Raw genomic sequence first — 22,329 nt, forward strand, 5'->3', positions numbered from 1 at the left:
GGAGGCCGGCCGTGGATCTGCGACTCACCGCAGAACAGGAGCAGTATCGGCGGGACGTGTGCGCCCTGCTGGGCCGGGACGACGTCCAGGCCGAGGCGGCCTCGGCCCGTCGGCTGCCGCCGGGGCGGGAGCCCGGACTGCTCGACGTCTACCGGCTGCTGGGGGAGCGGGGCTGGCTCGCGCCGAACTGGCCGGCCGAACACGGCGGCCTGGGCCGGACGATCGTGGAGAAGGCGATCCTCACCGAGGAGATGATCGCGCACGGCGTCCCCGACGTCGTGCACACGTTGGCGATCGACATCGTCGGGCTCGCGGTGCACCTGTTCGGCTCCACCGAGATGCAGGACCGCCTGCTGCCCCGGCTGGCACGCGGCGAGGGCCTGGGATGCGTCCTGTTCAGCGAGCCGGAGGTCGGCTCCGACCTGGCGTCGCTGACCACGCGCGCCGAACGCGAGGCCGGCGGGTGGCGGCTGTACGGGCGCAAGGTCTACAGCCTGAAATCCCATCTGGCCGACTTCGGCCTGTGCGCTGCCCGCACCACCGTCTCCGATGTCCCCTACCACGGCATCACGGTGTTCGCGGTACCGCTGGACACCCCCGGCGTCACCGTCCGGCCGATGTGGACGATGGCCGACGAGCGGTTCGGCGAGGTCACCCTGTCCGGGCTCCTGATGACCGAGGCCGACGTGCTCGGCGAGGTGGACGGCGGCTGGCCGGTGGTCGGCCGGGTGCTCGGCCTGGAGCGGACCGGCATCGAGTTCGCGGCCAAGGGCCGCCGGCTCCTCGACGCCGTGCTCGCACACGAAGACGCCGTGCTCGCACATCAGGACACCGTGCTCGCACACCAAGAAGGCCCCTCGCCCTACGCCGAACAGCTCGTCGCTCTGGACGCGCAGGTACGGGCCGGAGAGCTGCTGTCCTGGCAGGCGCTCGGCAAGCTCGCCGCCGGCGACTACGACGACCCGCTGTACCCCATGGCCAAATGGCACAGCACCGAGACCGCGAAGGCGATCGCGACCATCACCGCCGAGGTCTGCGGACTGGACGCCGTGCTCTCGGCCCGCGATCCCGACTCGCCGTCCGGCTGGGTGGTCGAGTCCGCCCTCCGGGACGCGCCGGGCTTCACGCTGGCCTCCGGAACCTCGGAGGTCATGCTCTCGCTCATCGCTTCCGGGGCGCTGGGACTGGCGCCGTGACCGCTGACACCCTCAGGGCCTCTACCGGAAGGACGCACGTGGACATCAGCCTGAGCCGGTGGCAGGCCGAGATCGGGGAACGGTTCGCCGCTCTGTTGTCGGCGGACCTGGCCCCGGCCATCCGAAGGATGGCCGAACAGGCCGTACCGCCGCAGGCTGACCCGGACGAGGACGCGGCGAGCACCCGGGAGGCGGTCTGGCGTGCCCTGGTCGAGCTGGGCGCCACCCGGCTGCTGCTCCCCGAGCGGTACGACGGCGAGCAGGCCGGCCAGCAGGGCGCGGTCGTCCTCGCCGAACTGCTCGGCCGGGTGCTGTATCAGGGGCCGTTGCTCGACACGATGACCGCCACCGAGGTGATGCTGTCCGAAGCGGATCCGGCGGGCAAGCTCCTGCGGGAGATCGCCGAGGGGGCGGCGGTCACGGTCGCCGTCCGGCACGGTGGGCGCGAAAGCCACTCCCGCCCGGCGGAGTTCGATCGCCCGGACCGGCCGGGTGCCCCGACGATCGAAGCCGAGCGGCGGTTCGTGGGCTTCGCCCCGGAAGCCTGGGCTCTGCTGGTGGTCGGCCGGGTCGGCCAGGTCGGCCAGGTCGGCCAGGTCGGCCAGGCCGGTCGGGTCGGCCGGGCCGGCCGGGTCGGTCCGGAGGTCCACGCCGCACTGGTGCCGCGCGACCATCCGACCGTGACCTGGCGCCGCCACGACGACATCGGGCGGGGCGAGCTTTACGCGGTCCGCTGTTCCGGCTCGCCGGTGACGACGTGGTTCGGCGAACCGGACGGCGGCTGCGCCGCCTGGCCGCAGATCGTGGCCCGCGCGCGGATCCGGCACGCCGCCTACCTGGTGGGCCTGAGCCAGGGCGCACTGGACCTGGCGGTCGGCAGAGCGTCCTCGCGGCGGCAGTTCGGCCGCCCGATCGGCCGCTTCCAGGCCCTGGCGTTCCAGCTCGCCGCGCTGGCCACCCGCCTGGAGGGCGCCCGCCTGCTGGTGCGGGCCGCGGCCTGGGAGGCCGACGAGGGCCGCGATCCCCGGCTGAGCGCCGCGCAGGCCCTGGGGATGGCCGCCGACCTCGCCGGGGAGATCACCGCCGCCGCGGTCCAGGTGCACGGCGCGTGCGGCATGACCGAGGACTGCGACGTCCAGATCTACTACCGCCGGGCCCATGTGGAGCGCGGGTGGCTGGGAGCGGCGGCCGACGTGCGCGCCGAAGCCGTGCCGTGGCTCGCCGAAGCCGTGCGCACGCGGCATTCGGGCCCGCCGGACGCGGGGGGAACGTCGTGAAACCGGTCGGACAGGGCAAAGGCCAGAGCCAGACGTCTTCGACCCTTGAGGACCCCGGGGCGCCGCAGAACCCTGCCGTCGACGAGGACTTCCGCGAGCAGGTGGCGTACGGATTCCGCACCGCGATCCCGCTGGCCGTGGCGGTCTTCGGATTCGGCGTCTCGTTCGGGGTGGTGGCACACGCCGCCCATCTGGGCCGGCTGGCCCCGTTGGTGATGTCCGCGACGGTCTTCGCCGGATCCGCTCAGTTCGCGGCGGTCTCAGTACTCGGCACAGGCGGCGGGGTCGCCGCAGCCGTGGTCGCCGCGGCACTGCTGAACATCCGCTATCTGCCGATCGGGATGAGCCTGGCCCCGGCGATCACCGGCGGGCCGGTGCGGCGCCTGCTCAGCGCGCAGCTCGTGGTCGACGAGACCTGGGCGGTCAGCCACCTGGGCGGCGGCCGGTTCTCCCGGGGCCGGCTGCTGGGCGCCGGCGTCCCGCTCTACCTCGGGTGGCTCGGCGGGACGGCCCTGGGCGTGTTCGGTGCCGGATTCCTCGGTGATCCCTCGCGCTTCGGCCTGGACGTGGTGTCCCCGGTGCTCTTCCTGGCGCTGTTGCGCGGCCAGGTCGACAACCGCCGCACTGTGCTGTTCGCGGTGTCCGGGGCGGCCGTCGCACTCACGCTGGTGCCGCTCGTCTCGCCGGGGCTGCCGCTCGTCGCCGCGGCCGGGGTCTGCCTGCTCGCACTGCGGAGGCCGCAGTGACCGCGGCATGGCTGACCGTGGCGCTCGTCGCGGTGATGGCGGTGACCGCCAAGGCGGCGGGCCCGGTCCTGCTCGGCGGGCGGGAACTGCCCGAGCCGGTGCGGCGGATCATCGCGGTGCTGGCACCCGTCCTGTTGGCCGCCCTGATCGCCACCCAGATCTTCGGCGCCGGCCGCTCGCTGACCGTGGACGCCCGCGCTGTGGGCCTGGCGGTCGGCGCGGCAGCTCTGGCGCTGCGTCTCCCGGCACTGGCGGCGGTCGTGGCCGCCGCGGTGGCGACCGGGTTGACGAGAGCCCTTACCTAGCAGATGCCAGAGAGGAACAGTCGATGACCAGGCGACGACCGCAAGAGTCGTACCAGAACAGTGTCGCAGGGCCCATATATCAGAGCGCGTCGTACTACTTCGAGGACGAGGACCACGTACGCGCCGGACTGCATGAGCGCTCTCGTCCGGCCGGCCGCTACGGCCGTTACAGCAACCCCACGTGGCTGGAGGTCGAGGCCGCGGTCAGCAAACTGTGCGGTGCCGAGTCCTCGCTCCTGTTCGCCTCGGGGATGGCGGCGCACTTCACGACCTTCGTCTCACTTCTGAAGGCCGGCGACGAGGTGGTGCTGCCGGCCGAGTCCTACCGCCAGACCCGCAATGTCTTCCACCACATCCTGCCCAAGTTCGGCGTCGTCGTGCACGAGATCTCCATTCGCGATCCCGACGTGTTCATCGACCGCCTGCGCGCCCTGGGGAGCCGGCTGCGCCTGGTCCACCTGGAGATGCCGTCCTCACCGCACATGTACCTGATCGATGTCGCGGGCGTGCGGGAGGCGGTCGGGCCGGACGTGATCCTCACCCTGGACAGCTCCTTCTCGCCTCCGCCGAACTTCCACGCTCTTCAGTGGGGCGTGGACCTCGCCCTGTTCAGCGCGACGAAGTACCTCGGCGGCCACGGGGACATCGTCGCCGGGATGCTGTCCGGCCGCGCCGACCTGATCGAGCAGGTGCGCTGGTTCCGCGACACCACCGGGCCGGTGTCCGACGGGAACACCGCCTTCCTGCTTCGGCGCAGCCTGTACACGCTGCCGATGCGGATGGCGACGGCCAATGCGTACGGGCTGAAGACCGCGCAGTACCTGGAAGCTCATGAGAAGGTCACGAAGATCTACTACACCGGGCTGCCCAGCCATCCGCACTACAAGCTGGGGCAGGACTACCTGCGCGGTCACGGCGCCGTGATCACCTTCGAGCTCGGGCTCAGCGAGGCCGAGACGGCCGCCGTGGTGGGCCGGCTGGCGGTGCCGTACATGGCGTCCAACTTCGGCGCGCCGCAGACCCTCGTCGAGCAGAGCACCTTCTTCACCTACTTCGAGTACGACGACGCCGGGCTGCGGGACATCGGCGTCGACCGCAGCACCGTGCGGCTCGCGCTGGGCTACGCCGACGACGTCGACCTCGTGATCGACGACCTCGACCGCGCGCTGGCCACGGCCTGAGAGGCGGAGTCGTCGATGACGAACGGTTTCGCGTCGATCAGCGCCGGCCGCACGGACCCCGGCGCCTTCCGGCCGGTGCCCGCGATGATCGAGGACCAGGCCGACCGGACCCCGGAGCGGCCGGCGGTGTCCTACGACGGCCGGACGCTGAGCTACCGGTCCCTCGACGGGCTGGCCAACGGGCTGGCCGTGGCGCTCGCCGGCCGCGGGATCGGCCGCGGCGCGGCGGTGCCGGTCCTGCTCGGCAACAGCCTGGAGCTGCCCGTCGCCTACTTCGCGCTGATGAAGCTCGGCGCAGCCTTCGTTCCCTTGGACGCGGCCTGGCCGGCCGAACGGCTGCGCACCACCCTGGACGTGCTCCAGCCGGCGGCCGTGCTCTGCCATACTCCGGCCGACCTGCCCGTGGAATACCGGAACGTGGCCCTGAGCATCGAAAGCGGCCGGATCCCCCCGACCCCGCAGCGTCCCGGTGTATCCCTGGGCCCGGACGACCTGATCTACGGGTTCTTCACCTCCGGGACCACAGGAATCCCCAAGTGTGCGATGAACCTGCACGGCGGGGTGGCCAACCGCTTCCGCTTCATGTCCCGCTACTTCGCGGCGACCGGCGAGGAGGTGGTGCTGCAGAACAGCAAGCACACCTTCGACTCCTCGATCTGGCAGCTGTTCTGGCCGCTGACCGAAGGCGGCCGCACGGTGCTGCCGGTCCAGGGCGAGTTCCTGGATCTGGAACGCACCGTGGCCACGATCGCCGAATACCGGGTCACCGCCTCGGACTTCGTCTCCAGCATCTTCAACGCGCTGGTGGCCCTGGTGGACGCCGATCCGGCGGCGGTGCTGCCGAAGCTGGCCTCGCTGCGCTGGCTCATCGTCGGCAGCGAGCCGGTCAACCCCAAGGCGGTCCGGCACCTCACCTCGCTGCTGCCCGGGCTGCGCGTGACCAACGGGTACGGACCCACCGAGACGTCGATCGGCATGGCCTTCCATCCGATGTCGGCCGAGGACGGCGACGCGATCCCGATCGGCAGGCCCATCGACAACTGCCACGCGGCGATCGTCGACGACGCCGTCCGCCTGGTGCCGGCAGGCGCCACCGGGGAGATAGCCGTCGGCGGCGCCTGCGTCGGGGCCGGCTACCTCGGCGCGCCGCGGGCGACGGCGCGCGTCTTCGTCCCGAACCCGTTCGCCCCGCACATCCCGGGGGACCGGCTGTACCTGACCGGCGACCTCGGACGGCTCGACGAGCAGGGCCGGCTGTACTTCCTGGGCCGCAAGGACTTCCAGGTCAAGATCGGCGGTATGCGGATCGAACTGGGCGAGGTCGAGGCGGTCGCGGAACGCTGCCCCGGGGTGCGCCAGGCGGTGGTCCTAGTCGAGGAGCAGCCCGCGGGCAAGTCCCTGGCCTTGTTCGTGGCCTGCGACGAGGACTTGTCCGAGCAGACGCTGCGCGACCATCTGCGCGAACACCTGCCCCGCACCAGCCTGCCCCGCCGGGTGTTCCTGCTGCCCACGATGCCGTTGAGCGAGAACGGGAAAGCCGACCGGACCGAACTCGGGCACATTCTGGACCGGCGGCGCGCGGCGGACGCGGCCGAACTGTTGGGCGGCGCCGCGCCGGCCGGGCTGGCCGGCCGCGTGCTGTGGGCGATGCGGGCCGCCCTGGGCCGTCCCGACCTGGCCGGCGACGAGCACTTCATGGACGCCGGCGGCGATTCGCTCAAAGCCCTGACGGCGGTCAACGCGATCCGGGCCGAGTTCGACCTCAGGGAGCTGTGCGCGCAGGACCTGTTCGACCAGCCGACCGCCGAGCGGCTGACCCGGCTGATCGAGGCCTACCAGGCCGATGACCGGACGGTCGCGGACGAACCGGAGCTGATGGCCGCGGACGCGGCCGCGCCGGCGGGAGCCTTCGCCTCGGTCGCGTCGGTCGGCACCGAGGGCTTCGCGGGCTTCGCGGCGGGGACCGAGGTACAGACCGTCCTGGTCGCCGGCGGCACAGGGTTCGTCGGCAGCCGCGTGGTTCACGAACTGCTGCGGACCGGACTGCGGGTGATCAGCCTGGCGCGTGCGGGCGACGACGCGCGGGCGACCGACCGGGTAGTCGCCGCTCTCTCCAGCCGTGGGCTGTGGGCGCCGGAGTTCGCCGGACGGCTGACCGGCGTGGCCGGCGACCTGAGCCTGCTCGGACTCGGACTCGCCGACGACGTCTGGGAACGGTTGTCACATTCAGCCGACGTGGTTCTCAACTGCGGTGCCATGGTCAACTTCCTGTTCGACTACCGCGCGCACCGTCGGACGAACGTCCTGGGCAGCGGCGAGATGCTCCGCCTGGCCGCAGGCGGCCGCCCCGTACCCCTGGTGCAGGTGTCGACTCTGGCCGCCTTGCAGGACGCGACGATCGGCCGCGCGGCCGCGCTGCCGGAGAGTGTCGACGTCGCAACGATCGGCGCGCCGCCCGGCGGATACAACCGCTCCAAGTGGGTCGCCGAACGCTATCTGGCCGCGGCTCGTGAGAATGGCGCGACGGTGACCGTGCTCCGGCTCGGGGAGGTCATGCCGAGCGCCGACAACGGGATCCCCAACCCGGTCGCTCTCACGCACCTGCTGGCCACCGCCATGATCCGGCTCGGTGTACGACCCGACGCGGACATCAGGACCGACTTCAGCACGGTCGACTACGTGGCCGCACGCATCGTCGCCGCGGTCCGCGACCGGACGGTCTGGGGCGACACCCTGCACGTGCTGCACCCGAGCAGCGTGAGCTTCGCCGCCCTGCTCGACACCGCCGACAGCCCGCCGGAGCGGGTTTCGTGCCGCGAGTTCCTGCAGTGTCTGCGCGGCGAAGCCGAACGGACCGGCGAGCGGGCCTTGGCGGCTCTGGCGGCGCTGTTGCCGTCGGACCCGGCCTCCATGGACGAAGCCGGGCTGCGGTACGAGTTCGACACGTTGCTGACCGACAACGCAACGCTCTACCGAGCCGACCGCTGCCGCGCCGCGGAGGCCCGCTGGGGTCTGGCGGAGAGCTCGGTGCAGGACGCGATCTCGGCATACCACGGTTACCTGTCCCGCAGCGTCCCCGGCCCCCTGGCCGTCCCCGCTTCCTGATTCTCAGCACTCGAAGTAAGGACACAGATGCAATACCGCACTATAGGCCGCCTCGGCTGGCCGGTCAGCGAGATCGGCTACGGCATGTGGGGCATCGCCGGCGGCGCCGGCGGGTTCGCCTCCGGCGCCGACTACGAGCTCGCGCCCCGCTGCCTGGACGAGGCGGTCGACCTGGGCTGCACGTTCTTCGACACGGCCTGGGCCTACGGCCGCGGGATCAGTGAACTGATGCTCGGCGCCGTGCTCCGCCGGCACCGCGACCGCACCCTGCGCGTGGCGACGAAGATCCCGCCGAAGAACCGTGCCTGGCCTCCCGGCCCCGACGACACTCTTGAGGACGTGTTCCCGCGCGAGCACGTCAGGGACTACGTCTGGCGCAGCCTGACCAACCTCGGCGTGGACCGCATCGACCTGATGCAGTTCCACGTCTGGGAGGACCGCTGGGCCGCCGATCCGCAGTGGCAGGACACGGTGCGCGAGCTCAAGGAGGAGGGTCTGGTCGCCGCCTTCGGGATCAGCGTCAACCGCTGGGAGCCCGCCAACTGTCTGGCCGCGCTCGACTCCGGCCTGATCGACGTGGTGCAGGTCATCTACAACATCTTCGACCAGGCGCCGGAGGATGAGCTGTTCGACCGTGCGCAGGCCGCCGGGGTGGGCGTCATCGCCCGCGTGCCGTTCGACGAGGGCTCTCTCGTCGGGACGCTGACCGTCGACAGCACCTGGCCCGAAGAGGACTGGCGTGCCACCTACTTCGGCCCGGAGAACCTCAAGCCGACCGTCGAGCGCGTCGACCGGCTCAAGCCGGAAGTGCCTGAGGGGATGACCCTTCCCGAGCTCGCCTTGCGCTTCGCGCTGGACCATCCCGCGGTCACCACCGTGATCCCGGGTATGCGCAAGCTGGAGCATGTGCGGCGCAACCTGGCGATGAGCGACGGCCAGAGGCTCGATCCCGACCTGGTGCGTACGCTTCGCCCGCACCGCTGGGACCGGGAGCCGGCCTGGTGGTCGGGGTGATCCGGCGGCGCGTCACGGGGAAGTGGCCGTTCGGCGGAAGACGTCTGGAGAATCCGAGGTATCAACGATGACTGTGATCGCCATGTGGGCGCATTCGCGTTCCATGTCGACGGCGTTCCTGCGGATGATGATCGAAAGGGGCGACGTCACCGTCGTCCACGAGCCCTGGCTCGGCCTCACCGAGCAGGGACAGATCACGGTGGCGCTCGCCGATGGCCGCCAGCAGACCGTGAGCTCCGACCAGGAGCTCATCGATCTGCTCACCGAGGAGGGCCGGGAGCGTCCGGTGTTCGTCAAGGAAGTCCTCGACCACCGCTACCCGTATCTCTACGGGCATCCGGAGCGGTTCGCCTCCTTCATTCACACGTTCATCGTCCGCGACCCGGCGCAGACCATCGCCTCCCACTACGCGATGAAACCCACGGTGACCAGCCCCGAGATCGGTTATGAGCGGCAGTTCGAGCTCTTCGAGCTGCTCTGGGCCGCCACCGGCAGCCGACCGCTGGTGCTCGGTTCGGAACGCCTGCTGGAAGACCCGAAGACGACTGTCGCAAGGTTCTGCGAATACAGCGGGCTTCCGTATCTGCCCGAGGCGCTCAGCTGGGAGGCCCAGGACCGGCCGGAATGGCAGCGCTACCGCGGCTGGCATCTCGATGTGATCGACAGCAACGGTTTCCAGGCCAAGCCCAAGAGTTACCCCGACACGATCGAGAACAACCCCGTCCTGCGGTCGTTCTACGAATACCACCTCCCGTTCTACGAACGGATCATGGTCCATGCCGACTGAGCGGCGCGAGGTGGAGTTCGTCAAACTCGTCGCCGCCGGCAATCACTTCGTCCTGCTGGACGCCGACCGCGACCCGCCACCGCCGGACGTCGCCGCGTTCGCTGTCCGGGCCTGCCAGCCGGCCACCGGGATCGGCGCGGACGGCGTCCTGCTGGTCCGCCGCACCGGCGCGGACGAGGTCCGGCTCACCGTGTTCAACCCCGACGGCTCCGTCGCCAAGATGTGCGGCAACGGCGCGCGCTGCGCGGCGTTCTACGTTCTGCGTGAGGACGGGGGTTCGCAGCTGTCTGTCACCCTCGGCCGCGATCGGCTGTACACCCTGCAAGCCCGGCTTGAGCGCAGCGGCGAGTTCGTGGAGCTCAGTTCGCCGCAACCGCTCGCCGCCGTCGGCCCGATCCGCCTCGACGGCTTCGACTACTTCACCGTGGACACCGGCACCGAATACGCGGTGGCGTTCGTCGACGACGTGGACCGGATCGACATGGCCACCGTCGGCCCCGCGATCCGGTACCACCCGCACTTCGCGCCCGGAGGCACGAGCGTGAGCTTCGCCGAACTGCGGCCCGACGGGCTCAGGGTGCGCACCTACGAACGCGGCAACGAGGCGGAGACCCTCTCGTGCGCCAGTGGCGCGGTGGCCTGCGCCGTGGTCGCGCGAACACTGAGCCTGCCGATCTCGGATCGCGTCGCAGTCCACAACCGCTCCGCGGACCCGCTGTCCGTGCGGATCATCGGCCCCGCGCCCCCCTTCGCCGCCCTGACGTCGACGGCGTCGGTGGCGCGGGTGTTCGCCGGGACGGTCGAGGTGTGAGGTGTGAGGTGTGAGGTGCGGGACTGGGACTACAGGACTGGTCCTGATGTCCCAGCCAACACCGGCGCTACCTACGGTCCTTGCATGAACGTGTACTGATCGGAGACCACAACCGGACTGGTGTCGCCATCAGTGGTAACGCTGACGTCAACCGTCCCGGCATCGTGATAAGACGTGACCGCCGTGATCTGCGTGCTGGAGTCGACGTGGAACGAGGCCGCCGTGCTCCCGAACATCACCCGGAACGCGTTGGTGAACCATGCACCGGTGATGGTGACGGTTCTGTTGCCATCCATCGTGCCCGAGGGCGGGCTGACCGCCGTGATCGACGGGATCGGCGGGAAGAACGTGAACTTGTCGGCGGCGACGTCCGGGCTGGTGCCCGCCGCGTTGCTGACCGTCACATCGACGGTGCCGTTGGTCTGGGCCCGGGTGACCGCGGTGATCTGGGTGTCGGAGTCCACGGTGAACCAGGAGGCCGCCGTGCCGCCTCACGGCTGTCTGCCATGAGCGCTGCCCTATACTGGCAGTAGTAACGATGCCTGACTAGTTCACGTGATGCGTGATGGACGCGACGTGGTGGCACCAGGCGAGCGACGGAGTCGAGGGCGGCATGGACGATGGGCGACGGTCTGATTTAGGGGTGTCGTTGTTCATCCCGTACCGGTATACCGAGGACCGGCTCTTCCGGGCCCTGCAGGATGCCGGGTTCGACGACTGGACGCTCGCGCAGTGCCGAGTCTTCCAACGCGTCGCGCCGAACGGTTCGCGCCTCAAAGACCTGGCCGACCAGGCGCAGATGACGAAGCAGAGCGCCAGCGTGATGGTCGACCAGCTCGAACACCTGGGCTACGTCCGCCGGATCCCCGACCCCACGGACGGCCGGGCCCGGCTGATCGTGATCGAGGAACGCGGCAAGCGTGCCGTCGAGGTGGCCATGGCCACGCTCGACGAGATCTACGCGGAGTGGGAGACCTACCTCGGCACCCGCAACTTCACGTTGCTGCACCAGATTCTCGATCAACTCCGCGAGATCACCGATCCGTACGCCTGACAGATCGACCCCGCCCACGTTCAGCCGCTTGGGTCGGCGCGACCGGCAGGCCCGAACCCGCTTTGTCGTTGTCGGAGCTGTTGCTCTGTTTCATCAATGATCCTGACGATGCTCCCGCGTGGCCCGCGGGTGCGTCGTCGGGTCGCGGGTCGGTCAGCCGCGGATCGCGGTGGCTTCGCGGGTGAACTGGCGGTGGCCGATCAGCTTGTAGGCCAAACGGGCCGGGGCCGGAACGACCTGCATGAACCTCTGCCGTTCCGCCTCACTGGCCTCTTCGGTGATGTGGCCGAGGATGACCAGCCGCCGGGTGAGCGGGATCGCGCTCATGCCGTGCTTGGCGAGCGCGTCCCATTCGCTTTGCGTCACCGTGACCGAGACGATCGGGAGCAGTTTCTGCTCCTCCTCGGCCAGGTGGGCGATCAGTGTCGGCATCGTGGCTTCGACGCGGGTCGCCATCCGCTCGCCGGCGGCGGCGTCAGCGCTCGCGGTCCACGCCGGCAGTTCCGCCTCGAGAGCCCTGACAGCGTCGTCGACCTGCGCGTGCTGCTCGTCCATCCGGTCCATCAGCTCCGGGTCGAGCGCGGCCCGCTCACGCAGCAAGGGGAAGAGCAGTTCGTCTTCGCCGGTGTGGTGCGTGTGGAGGAAGTCCAGCATCTCGCGCGCATGGGCGCCGATGAGCTTGGACCGGGCGCGGTCATCGGCTGCGGAACGGAACAGCCGGGGCAGCTGACCGAACTCGCGTCGGAGGACGCGATGGATCAGAACCATCTCGTGGGTGTCGACGGGGGCGTCGACGCGGGTCCCGACGTCGTTCATCGTGACTCCCCGGTGGTTGCGGTGTCCTGGGCGGCCTCGGGCGTGGGAAACGCGGCGCGGTGGGCCTTGGCCCAGTCCAGGAAGCTGCCTGCCGCACGGCCGGTGACTGCGGCGACATCGCCTGTCGGCTCGGAGTTGTACGGCTCCATGGTGGAGCGGAACAGCTCGACGACGGCCTGCGCCTGCTCCTCGGGCATGCCGTAGGACACCATCTGCGCGACCATGCCGGCCGGGTCGGCTTCGACGTAGCGCAGGTCGCGCCACAGCACCTCGCCCAGGAGCGCCACCTGGTCGGCGGGGCTGAGCGGCTCGGGGCCGGTGAGCTCGTAGACGCGGTGGAGGTGGCCGTCCTGGGTGAGGCAGGCCGCGGCGACCGCTGCGATGTCCGCCGGATCGACGACAGCGGCCCGTCCGGCGGCGAACGGCGCGTACACGACCTGATCGGCCGCGATCATTCCCGCCCAGTTGAGCGCGTTGGACATGAACGCGGTGGGACGCAGGAACGTCCACGCGACGCCGCTGTCCCGGATCGCTTCCTCGCCGGCCCGGTGCAAGGTGGTGATCGGGTCGGTGCCGCCGTGCCCGACGTTGCGCACCGAGAGCTTGACGACACGCTCCACGCCCGCTCGCCGTGCCGCGGTCACGAGTCGCTGATCGTGGGCGGCGATGTCGAGCCCGTGGGTTATCGAGAACACCGCGTGCACACCGTCCAGCACGGGTGCCAGATCGCTGTCGCCGAGATCGGCGACGACCTTCTGGGCGCCGTCGGGGAAGACCGCGCTCGGATCGCGGGTGAGGACCCGCAGGCGACCGGCCTGGGCGGGAAGCAGTGCTTTGACGACTTCCGAACCGACGGTGCCGGTGGCTCCGGTGATCAAAATCATGGGTGGTGGTCCTTTTCTCTGAAGTCTGCTGTGGATGTGAGCCGTCAGGGCCGTCATCCAAACTGGTCAGTTTTCATTACTACCATAGTCATACGTCCGAAGCGGCGGCAACCGTGCTGGCTGCGTGATTGCCAAGGACAAGGCGGTTTGACTTGGTCAGCTAAACTGACTACATTGTAAATAATCCTGACGGTATCCGGAGGGCTGGCGGTCGCAGCCGCAGGTCCGGGCGGCTCCGACGGCCGCAACACCGGTATGCCCATTCATGCCGATACGTTCTTGATCAGAGAGGGAAGTACCGTGAAGTTTCTTGTCCTAGGAGCAACCGGCCGCACCGGTGTCCTGTTCGTCAAGAAGGCGCTCGCCGAGGGGCATCAGGTCACTGCCGTTGTCCGGCGGACCGGCTCCTCCGTTGACCCGCGCGTTCACGTCGTCACGGGTGACGTCACCGACGCCGCCGTGATCGCGAAGGCGGCCCAGGGCCACGACGCGATCATCAGCACACTCGGAGTGAAGAGCGCCGGCGAGACCCCGACGCTGATCACCGACATGGTCCGCGCGGTCGTCGAGTCCGCGAAGACCTCCGGCGTCGACCGGTTCGTCCTGCTGTCCGCGTTCGGCGTCGGCGACTCCCTCGCCAAGGCCTCATTCCTCGTCGGCCCGCTCTTCCGAACCGTGCTCAAGAAGACCTATGCGGACAAGGCCGCCTCGGAAGTGGTCTTGAAGGCCAGCGGCCTGAAGTGGACCCTCGAATATCCCGGAGCGTTGAACAACGGCGACAGCATGCGCTACAGCACCGCCGTGCTCGAGGACGTCAAGAAGACGCCGATCTTCCCCTCGACCTCGCGCACAAACGTCGCCGAGTTCCTCCTGCGCGCTGCTGTGGGCGACACCTTCGTCCGTCAGATCGCAGTAGTCTTCGATGCCAAGTAGGTCAGCTCACTCCGCGCGACTTCCGCCTCGGCCATCCGTCGCGGTTCCGGCGGGGTGCCGGCGGGGTGCCAGCGCCGAACCATGCCGTGATGACCGGCTGATCCCAGCCGGTCATCACCTCGACGCGAAGCGGATCAGGCCACGACCCCGTCGCCCGGCGGCTCCTCCGGTATCGGGAGCGCGGAGGGCAGCTCCATCGCGATCGTGTTCTCGCCGTCCGCGCGCTGGCGGGTGATCACGATCCAGTCGAACGGCGCGTCGCTGTGGCCTTCGCCGGCCTCCTCGACGATGAAGAAGCCCGCGGTCTTCTCCACGACCAGCAGGCCCGCGCAGCGGCCGGTCGGGGTGACCAGGACCCGGTACGGCGTGTGGTGGGTGTACAGGACCAGGTCCGCGACGTCCTCGTCGAACTCGACGCGCGCCCGGCCGTCGGTCAGGTGGCCGGAGCCGCTGATGTGCAGTTCGGCCTCGGTGACCAGCGGGGAGGTCACGACGCGGTGGCCGTGGCGGGTCGGCAGGTGGGTCAGGGCCGCCGTGCCGCTGGACAGCGCCATCCGGCCGTTGGTGTAGAGGCCGGTGTCGCTGGTCTGCGCCACCCAGCCCACGACGCCGGTGACGTAGTTGCCGGTGCGGCCCGCGCGGTTCTGGAACCAGCCGCAGGGGTACTGGTTCGAGGTGTTGAAGATCTGCGCCGCGTTGCGGTTGCCGGTGTCGATCCACAACTGCCCGCCGCCCTGCACGACCAGCGAGTTGCCGGGCCCGTTGGCGGTGATGCCGCCGCCGGTGACGCTCGCGGCGTTCAGGACCGAGGCCGACGCGTCGCCCAGCGTCGTCATGCCGGTGACCTGGAGCCCCTGGCCGATCGTCGCCGAACCGGTGACCTGGAGGTTCTGGGTGAGGTTCGCCGGACCCGTGACGGCCAGGCCGGCGGTCGAGACCGACTCGGTGACCTGCATCTTCCCGTGCAGCCGGACGTCCGTCGGGGCGGCGTCGATGCCGACGTCCATCCCGCCCAGGGCCGTGGTCCGGCCCTTGACGGTGGCCGAGGCCGCGGTGACCGCGCCGGTCGCGGTGACCGTCCGCGGCGTCAGGTCCGGGTTGGAGACGGCCAGGGTCAGTGCGTCATAGAGGTAGATGGTCTGATATCCGGGCGACGGAGAGTCCTGCGACGGGTTGCCGGTCACCGAGGCGACGAGCACGAACTGGGTGTCGACGCTCAGGCCCCCGTCCACGGTGAAGGAGGTCGCGGCGCCCGCGTACAGGGGTGAGGAGCCGCCCTTGGCGTACAGCTGGAACCAGGTCCCGGTGCTCTCCCAGGACAGCCGGACCGCCTGTCCGTTCCCGTAGATCGTCCCCGGCACCGTGGGCTTGTCCGCCGCGGTCGCGACGAAGTTGGTCAGCGTGAAGATCGCGTCCTGCTTGCTGATGCCGTGCTGCCCGGTCTTGGGCGTCAGGTCGTCCGGCGAGGTGCCGGACATCTCCCGGACGGCGTAGACGAAGGTCCCCGTCACGGAGTTCACGACGCCGACCAGGCTCAGCACCAGGGAGTATCCGAGCCCGTAGTCGGCCTGGTCCCGGCACTGGAAGGTGATCGAGGCGTACTCCCCGGGCGGCAGCCCGATCTCCTCGCCCTTGACGACGTCCTGGCTGGCGATCGTCCACTTCCCGGTGTTGACCGACGTCGAGGGCGCCTCCAGGCAGAAGTCGGACGCCGTCACGCCGACCGGCACCGCCACCGTGATCTCCGAGCAGAAGATCCCCGTCGTCGGAGCGGACACACTGAGGTTGATCCGCGAGGTGGCCTGCGAGTTCGGTCCGTTCACCTGCAGCGGGGTCGGCGCGGTGGAGAACGCGTAGTCGAGGAGGCATGTTGGCATCGAGTTGGTCCCTTCTTGCTGGTTGGGGTTCTCACACGTGAGACGGGGGTCGATCGGCCGGTCGAGGGCTCCTACCGGTGCGGCGCGGTGCGGTGAGGCGCGGGGCGATCAGCCGGTCGAGGACTCCCCGGTGGTGTCCACCACCAGTTGCAGCAGGCCGTCGAGCAGCAGGTTGGCGGTCGGCCGCAGCGCGGCGCCGGTCCCCGGATCGGCCACGCCGTAGCCGGTCCACGCCGCCGGCGCGGCCCCGGGCTGCCACCAGGACCACGTGCCCTGGTTCTCGGCGGGCCGGGGGAAGGCCACGGATTCGGCGAACGCCGGCACCTGGCCCGCCGGGACCTCGGAGGCGCGGATCGAGGCGAGCGCGGCCCCGGCCCGGAACGCCACCTCCAGCCGGGTCAGCGCCGCGCTGACCAGGGCCGGCGGCAGTGCGACGGCGCGGGTCGGCAGGATGCCGGTCGTCGCGTGCACGCTGCCGCGCGGGTCGAGCAGCAGCACCACCTCCTCGTGCGGGTCGGTGCCGGCCGCCGGGTCGGAGGGCGGGAGGCAGCGTCGCCACAGGTAGTTGGCTGTCCCATCGGGCAGCGTGCCGCCGATCGGGCGCAGGCCCGCCGCGGCCGCGCCGGCCGGGTCCGTCGACGGCGTCGCCACGGTGTTGAAGACGGTGAGGTCGCCCGCCGCGAAGTAGCCGATCAGGCCGTCGTCGCGGGTGGCCTGGTCGCCGAGCCGCACCGCGAAGTCCTGGCTCAGGAACCCGGGCCGCGGCGGGTTCAGCGTCGCCGCCCATCCGCAGTCCGTGATCGGCTCCCCGTCCAGCTCCAGCCGCACCCTGGCCCGGGCCAGCGCCAGCGGCCGCCCGATGAGGACCGACAGGTTCTGGTCGGCCCGGCCGCCCAGCGGGTCCGTCGTCCACAGGGTGCTGTCGATCGATTCGAGGAACAGGTCGAAGCCGGTGGCGGAGGTCAGGATCGGCGATCCGATCAGCGCGGCCACCATCGGGGCCAGCCGGGCCACGTCGGCCGGCGAGCTGATCGAGGAGTGCGCCGGCGGGGACCAGGACGCCGAGCGGGCGCCGGTCGGCCCGGCCACGGTCCGCAGCTCGCCGAGCGAGGTGCCGTCGGGCGCGTAGAGCAGCAGCGCGCGGTCGAGGTGGTTGGGCAGGATCCAGCCGCCGACCGGGTCGGCGGCCGACGTCAGGACGCTGTCGGCGCCGGTGGCGGCGTCCAGCAGCGTGAAGTCCAGCCGGGCCGGCTGCAACAGCCGGGGCGGGAGCTGGGCCGGAGCCGCGGCCCGGGGATCGAGCGTGGCGGTCGGGGCCAGCGCCGGGTCGACGATCAGCGGGAAGTTGTCCGGGTCGTACAGGCCGCTCTGCGTTCCGGGCAGGATGATCGGCAGGACCCGTCCGAACCGGTCGTACAGCACCAGTTGCTGGAAGATGATCTGTCCCTGGCGTACCCCGAAGAACGGCACGTCGGTCCCGGCCGGCAGATACGGCACGCTGGTCACCGCGCCGCGATAGCGGTCCGGCAGCGAGGCCGGGGTCGTGCCCGCGCCCGGATAGCCGAGGACGTCGGCGAGCGACTGCGGATGCGCGGTCCCGATCTGTTCCTCCGGACGCGGCCTGCGGAAGCCCCGCTGGTCGCGCTGCGCCAGCAGCCTGCCGAACCCGGTCAGCTCCTGGCTGAGGAAGTGCCAGCCGCTGAGATCCTCGATCCAGGAGTCGAGCTGCGCGAGGTCGTCGTCGGAACCGTACTGCCGGACGAACTCCGCGAGCCGCTCCCGGAACACCTGCGGCGCGTGCGGCCCGATCAGGCAGAGCCCGCCGATCGTGCGGGACACGCCGACGCCGGCACCCGGCGCGCACACGTAGTCCGTGCCGTCGAACCGCCACGGCGCCGCGCCAGGAGTCTGCGGTACGTCGATGTAGCGCACCTGCCACTCGGCGAACAACGGCCGCCATGGCATGGACCAGGCCTGGAGACCGACAGCCGGGAGCACGCCCGTATAGTCGGCCGGCCGGTGCGCGGAGATCGCGGCGGCCACAGCATCGGGGGACACCCCGACGACGGCCGCGAGCGCGGCGGCGCAGCCGGGATCGGTCAGGACGAACTCGTCCGCGAGCGCCTGCGCGATCTCCGGCGGCCCGGCGAACGGCGCCAGGGCGCTGCCCAGCACCGCCCGGGCGTGGGTGGCGTTGACGACCTTGCCGGCCGCCGCCAGCGCGGTCACCAGCGCGGACATCGGACGCACCGCCACGGTCGGATCCGCGCCGGCCTCGTTCGTCGCCTCGACCCCGGACACCATCACCACCGGATCGGCGGCCTGCCAGTAGGAGTCGCCGGGCAGTGCCTTCAACGTCTGATCGGCGGGCAGGCCGTGCTTCGCCGCGTAGTCGGCGACGCCCTTCTGGAAGGCGTCCTGCGGTGTTGCGGTACCGGCCGAGATCGGCTGCGGGACGGTCGGTGTGTTCGTGAGGACGTTCTGGAGCAACGCCAAGACCCGTGCGGCCAGGCTTCCGGACTGGCTCGGGTCCATCTGCGCGTCCAGCAGGTCGCCGGAGTCGACGCCGGGCGGCGGCGTGGGGAAGGAGTCGTAGGGATACCGCCCGCGCTTCCACCACATGGCGTTGAGATCCCACTGCCCGGCGCGCAGGGCCCGCACGGAAAGGTCGAGCCGCCGTTGGTCGGCGTTCAGCCGGTCCAGCCACGCGGGCGGCGCGGGATCGGGCGCGGCGGGACCGCGCGGGCTTCCGGCCTTGTCGGCATCGTCGGCCGCTGTGACCGCCCAGTGCGAACCGCCGGAATACGCGCCGAACCACTGGTCGGCGATGGCCCGGCGCACCAGCGCGTCGCCGTTCGGCTGGTTGGCCAGCGGCAGCAGTCCGTAGAGGAACGCGCGCAGCTGCGCGGTCGTGCGCGCCGGATGCCCGGCCGCCGCCAAACGCTTGCCGATCATGGTGATGAAGGCGTCTTCGGCGGTGTTGCCCAGCGACACCTGCAACTGGCCGGTGTTCCGGATCTCGACCAGCGGGTCGCCGGCCGGCGCGTTCGTCGGATCCCAGGCGACGGCCAGCGCACTGCCCCGGTACAGGCTGCGCGTAGCCTTCGTGCCGTCGGGCGTCCCGGCGACGGTCCACCCGAGCCGGTCCAGGAGAGCCCGGTACGGATCAGGGGCCGAAGCCGTCGGGTTCTCGTGCTGCCAGGACGTCAGGACGTCCCCCGCCGGATCGGAGTACCAGCCGGCCACCAGATAGCTGAGCGGCTGCGGTCCGGCCGGCGCCAAATCCTTGAGGTCGTCGATGAAGGTGAAGACGCCGAGATTGTGCGGTGCGTAGGCACCGAGCGTCGGATTCCCCGGAGCCACGGCGGTCAGGAACATCGGCGAGGCGGCGCGCTCGCTCCAGCCGGCCGCCACCGGGAAGGGGACCCCGATGTTCGCGACCTGCGGCTCGGTCGAGGCCGGGTTCAGGGTGACGCCGCTGCGGTAGGGATCCGAGCTGGACTTCCAGGCCCGGATCGTGGCCGCCTCGGGCAGGTACATGCTGGTCCGCTCGACGCCGACCTGCTTGACCTTCGAGGTGAAGGGGCAGTCGCTCTCGATGACCCACCCGGTCGCGTGCCGCGGCTGGCCGCCCGACAGGCGCAACACGAGCCAGCGGTTGGGGACCAGCGGGTAGGAGACCTCTGAGGTGGTCGGGTCCTGCACGCCGTGGCGCAGCCCCTGCGGCAGGGTCCAGCTCACGTAGACCCCGGCGGTCTGCCCGCCGACGCTCCGGTCCCCGGCCTCCGGCTCCGGGCTGCGGAACTGCTTCAGAGCCAGGTAGTTGTACTGCCACCAGCGGAACGCGTCGCGGCGCAGGACGGCGTTGTTGACGACCAGCGCCTCGACCTCGACCGGGACGACGAGCACGGGCTCAGACATGGACGGACCCCCTCATCCGGCCGGCGGTGCGCCGACCAGCAGCGCCTCGGGCGATTTGATCATCTGCAGGGCCACGTCGGCGGGCCCGAGGACCCGGGACGGGTCGGGGACGGCGGTGTTGAGCGCGGTGGTGAGACGGCCCACGAGGCTGTCAGGACTGTGCGGATCGAGGTTCAGCACCCCGGTCTGCGCATCGCGCAGCGCGAGCGCCTGTTGCCGGGCCGGATCGAGCACCGGCATCGGGGCGGCGCTGGTGAGGATCGCCCCGAGCGGCTGGCCGGCGCCGCCGTCTCGGGGGCTGCGCAGTGGGACGTCGCCGCTGTCCTCGACCCCGAACCGCAGGCCCTGCGGCGGTTCGCCGACCGTGACGCTCGCCGGGATCCCGGCGAACAGGCACAGCAGCACGGTGGGGGACAGGCGGGTGATGCGCAGCGCCGGGATCGTCGCGGACTTGGCGTCGCGCGCGCGGACGGCGATGTCCGGCCAGCCGGTGACCAGGGCGGAACGCAGCACGAGCGCCGTGGCGACGGACGGGTCCTTGACCGGGAACGCCGGCTGCGGCGGCGCGATCCCCAGCAGGCCGGACCGGCGGACCAGCGCCGCTTCCCGCGCCGCGCTGCGGATCATCTCGCCGGTGAGGGAGGCGTAGAGCGCACGGAGGCTGGACTCGATGCCGAGGGACAGCGCGCCGTCGAGCAGCGCGTCCTGCCACGCCGGGTCGAGGTAGGCGAAACGCACGGACTCGGCCGGCAGCAGCTTCTCGTCCGCGACCAGGTTGGCGAACGGCACGTGCTCCAGGAGCAGCAGCTGCGCCAGCCAGCTCGCGATCGGGTCGAGGTCGTCGCGGACGGACGCGAGGACCAGCCTTTGGACGTCGGGATCGGCCAAGAAGGCCCGCAACGCCGCCTGCGGGTCAGGGTCCGGCGTCGTCGTACCGCCGACCGGCGCGGTCGTCGGCGAACCGCCGGGCGGCGCGGTCGGTTGCGGCCCCCGGCCGGCGTCGGCCAGCAACTGGATGTTCAGCACCGTGAGGAAGTCGGTCTGCGCGGTCGTGGACGTGTCGAGCTCGGCGACCTGGCTCGCGCCGAAGTGGTCGCTGGCCAGGCGCTGGTAGAGCGCGTCGACCAGGCCGTGCGTCCTCCGCCGGAAGTCCAGCAGCAGCTTGCCGAACGTCGGATCGGCCAGCGCCGCGGCGCGCCCGGCCTGCCACGCCGCGGCCAGGGAGAGGTCGAAGACGCCGAATCCGGGATCGAAGGCGCGCGCCGCGTCGGCGCTCCGGAAGGTCTGGGGCGCGGCTACCCCCGGGACCGGACTGAGCGGTCCCCGGTACCAGGCGAAGGTCGCCTCGCCGGTCGGCGTGCGGTACTCCAGGGGCACGTAGCCCTCCGCCAACCGGTTCACCACCTCCTGCGCGGCCTGGCCGCCGGCCGCCGAGGCCGCCGCCGTGGCTGCCGCCGACAGCCGCAGCAGCAGGTCCGCGGGGTTTCCCGAGCCGTTCTGGGAGATGACGCCGCGCGCCAGGCTCTCGAAGTCGCCCTGGCCGCTGTCGTAGGACCAGAAACTCCACGCGTACAGCGAGATCATCGCGACGGTGTCGCTGTCGGCCAACGCGGTGCCGCCGTCGAGGAGCGGACCGAGGCCTTCGAGCGAGACCAGGTGCGCGATGTTGCGGGTCGCGGGAGCTGCGGGAGCTGGCGGCGCGGCGAAGCGGTTGGCGACCACTACACCTGTCAGGGCCTCGCCTGCTGCGACAGCAGCGCCGGCGTCGGTCGATGAGGCGGCGCCGTCCGCCGGCTGGTCGTCGACGGCGGCGTGGCGGCAGTGCGCCAGGAAGCGCAGCTCGTTCAGCCGGGGCGCGATCTTCTTGAACACGGTCGCCGGTACCGAGATGTAGGTACAGGGATCCGTGTCCGCGACATCAGGGGCCTTGGTCACGGCCGGAAGCCGGCGTCCCGCGACCGGCTTCAGGAACTCCCCGACCGTGGTCGACACGGCGCCGGTCGGCGAGTCCTCCCCGGCGGTCAGCTCGCCGGGCCGGAACACCAGGACGGCGAGCCACGGCTGACGGTCCGCCGCGCCTGTCGCGCCTGCTGAACCTGTCGCGCCTACCGGGTCCGGCATGGGCCGCTCGAACGGCAGCAGCGGATCGTCCAGCACCACGTAGGGCAGGACCGTGCCGAAGCGGCCCGAACTCTCGCTCGGCGGGTAGACCGAGCGCACCATCGCCGGGTCGATCCGGAACTGCGGCGCGCTCACGAGGAACTGCTGGCTGGCGGCCAGGGTGTCCGTGGCGACCGGGACGCCGGCGCGGTCCAAGGTGTGGTCGACCTCGATGTAGTACGTGCCGGCGGTCAGCGCGGGGACGTCGTTGTCGTAGAGGCGCAGCTCGCCCGGTGTCAGATCGGTGGAAGTGGTCGTCATG

Annotated in this window: 17 protein-coding genes; 11 read left to right on the top strand and 6 right to left on the bottom strand. The window is 71.0% G+C overall.

Annotated features, from left to right (window positions below; genetic code table 11):
* The first annotated feature begins 11 nt into the window (after window positions 1-11).
* From GWK61_RS07400 to dapF, 9 genes are all read left to right on the top strand, one after another.
* Entirely contained in the window at window positions 12-1,196 is a 1,185-nt protein-coding gene (locus GWK61_RS07400; protein ID WP_194906385.1) for an acyl-CoA dehydrogenase family protein, read from the top strand.
* 38 nt (window positions 1,197-1,234) lie between these two features.
* The gene (locus tag GWK61_RS07405; RefSeq protein ID WP_194906387.1) at window positions 1,235-2,473 is read left to right on the top strand and encodes an acyl-CoA dehydrogenase family protein; all 1,239 of its coding nucleotides are present in this window, start codon (window positions 1,235-1,237) and stop codon (window positions 2,471-2,473) included.
* Window positions 2,470-3,219, top strand: coding sequence for an AzlC family ABC transporter permease (locus tag GWK61_RS07410; protein ID WP_194906389.1), 750 nt, complete (start codon window positions 2,470-2,472; stop codon window positions 3,217-3,219). The genes GWK61_RS07405 and GWK61_RS07410 overlap by 4 nt, the downstream gene beginning before the upstream one ends.
* Window positions 3,216-3,524 (top strand): AzlD domain-containing protein, encoded by a 309-nt coding sequence (locus GWK61_RS07415; RefSeq protein ID WP_194906391.1) that lies wholly within the window; start codon window positions 3,216-3,218, stop codon window positions 3,522-3,524. Before GWK61_RS07410 ends, GWK61_RS07415 begins: the two co-directional genes overlap by 4 nt.
* 23 nt (window positions 3,525-3,547) lie before the next feature.
* On the top strand, window positions 3,548-4,705 hold the full coding sequence (locus GWK61_RS07420) for a PLP-dependent transferase (RefSeq protein ID WP_194906393.1): 1,158 nt from the start codon (window positions 3,548-3,550) through the stop codon (window positions 4,703-4,705).
* Between the two features lie 15 nt (window positions 4,706-4,720).
* Window positions 4,721-7,810: a non-ribosomal peptide synthetase gene (locus tag GWK61_RS07425; protein ID WP_194906395.1), complete on the top strand. Its 3,090-nt coding sequence runs from the start codon at window positions 4,721-4,723 to the stop codon at window positions 7,808-7,810.
* Between the two features lie 27 nt (window positions 7,811-7,837).
* On the top strand, window positions 7,838-8,824 hold the full coding sequence (locus GWK61_RS07430; protein ID WP_194906396.1) for an aldo/keto reductase: 987 nt from the start codon (window positions 7,838-7,840) through the stop codon (window positions 8,822-8,824).
* 67 nt (window positions 8,825-8,891) lie between these two features.
* On the top strand, window positions 8,892-9,611 hold the full coding sequence (locus tag GWK61_RS07435; RefSeq protein ID WP_194906398.1) for a sulfotransferase-like domain-containing protein: 720 nt from the start codon (window positions 8,892-8,894) through the stop codon (window positions 9,609-9,611).
* The gene (gene dapF / locus GWK61_RS07440) at window positions 9,601-10,422 is read left to right on the top strand and encodes a diaminopimelate epimerase (protein ID WP_194906400.1); all 822 of its coding nucleotides are present in this window, start codon (window positions 9,601-9,603) and stop codon (window positions 10,420-10,422) included. Before GWK61_RS07435 ends, dapF begins: the two co-directional genes overlap by 11 nt.
* Before the next feature lie 71 nt (window positions 10,423-10,493).
* Here the strand turns inward: dapF and GWK61_RS59340 are convergent, their stop codons facing one another.
* Complete coding sequence (locus GWK61_RS59340) at window positions 10,494-10,886, bottom strand: IPT/TIG domain-containing protein (protein WP_194906402.1); 393 nt, start codon at window positions 10,884-10,886, stop codon at window positions 10,494-10,496.
* 149 nt (window positions 10,887-11,035) lie between these two features.
* On the opposite strand from GWK61_RS59340, the gene GWK61_RS07450 reads away from it, so the two are divergent.
* On the top strand, window positions 11,036-11,476 hold the full coding sequence (locus GWK61_RS07450) for a MarR family winged helix-turn-helix transcriptional regulator (protein ID WP_194906404.1): 441 nt from the start codon (window positions 11,036-11,038) through the stop codon (window positions 11,474-11,476).
* Window positions 11,477-11,629: 153 nt separating this feature from the next.
* Here the strand turns inward: GWK61_RS07450 and GWK61_RS07455 are convergent, their stop codons facing one another.
* Together GWK61_RS07455 and GWK61_RS07460 are read right to left on the bottom strand one after the other, a co-directional pair.
* Window positions 11,630-12,292, bottom strand: coding sequence for a hemerythrin domain-containing protein (locus GWK61_RS07455; RefSeq protein WP_228561883.1), 663 nt, complete (start codon window positions 12,290-12,292; stop codon window positions 11,630-11,632).
* Window positions 12,289-13,176, bottom strand: coding sequence for an NmrA family NAD(P)-binding protein (locus GWK61_RS07460; protein ID WP_194906407.1), 888 nt, complete (start codon window positions 13,174-13,176; stop codon window positions 12,289-12,291). The genes GWK61_RS07455 and GWK61_RS07460 overlap by 4 nt, the downstream gene beginning before the upstream one ends.
* Window positions 13,177-13,476: 300 nt before the next feature.
* Between GWK61_RS07460 and GWK61_RS07465 the strand changes: the two genes are divergently transcribed.
* On the top strand, window positions 13,477-14,109 hold the full coding sequence (locus tag GWK61_RS07465; protein ID WP_194906409.1) for an NAD(P)-dependent oxidoreductase: 633 nt from the start codon (window positions 13,477-13,479) through the stop codon (window positions 14,107-14,109).
* 134 nt (window positions 14,110-14,243) lie between these two features.
* On the opposite strand, the gene GWK61_RS07470 is transcribed toward GWK61_RS07465, so the two are convergent.
* The 3 genes from GWK61_RS07470 to GWK61_RS07480 form a co-directional block, all read right to left on the bottom strand.
* Window positions 14,244-15,986 (bottom strand): hypothetical protein, encoded by a 1,743-nt coding sequence (locus GWK61_RS07470; RefSeq protein WP_194906411.1) that lies wholly within the window; start codon window positions 15,984-15,986, stop codon window positions 14,244-14,246.
* 108 nt (window positions 15,987-16,094) lie between these two features.
* Window positions 16,095-19,907: a hypothetical protein gene (locus GWK61_RS07475; protein ID WP_194906413.1), complete on the bottom strand. Its 3,813-nt coding sequence runs from the start codon at window positions 19,905-19,907 to the stop codon at window positions 16,095-16,097.
* A 12-nt stretch (window positions 19,908-19,919) separates the two neighbouring features.
* The gene (locus GWK61_RS07480) at window positions 19,920-22,328 is read right to left on the bottom strand and encodes a hypothetical protein (protein WP_194906415.1); all 2,409 of its coding nucleotides are present in this window, start codon (window positions 22,326-22,328) and stop codon (window positions 19,920-19,922) included.
* Window position 22,329: the final 1 nt, after the last annotated feature.

This window comes from Catenulispora rubra (assembly GCF_015356825.1).
In the GTDB taxonomy this organism is placed as follows: Bacteria; Actinomycetota; Actinomycetes; order Streptomycetales; family Catenulisporaceae; genus Catenulispora; species Catenulispora rubra.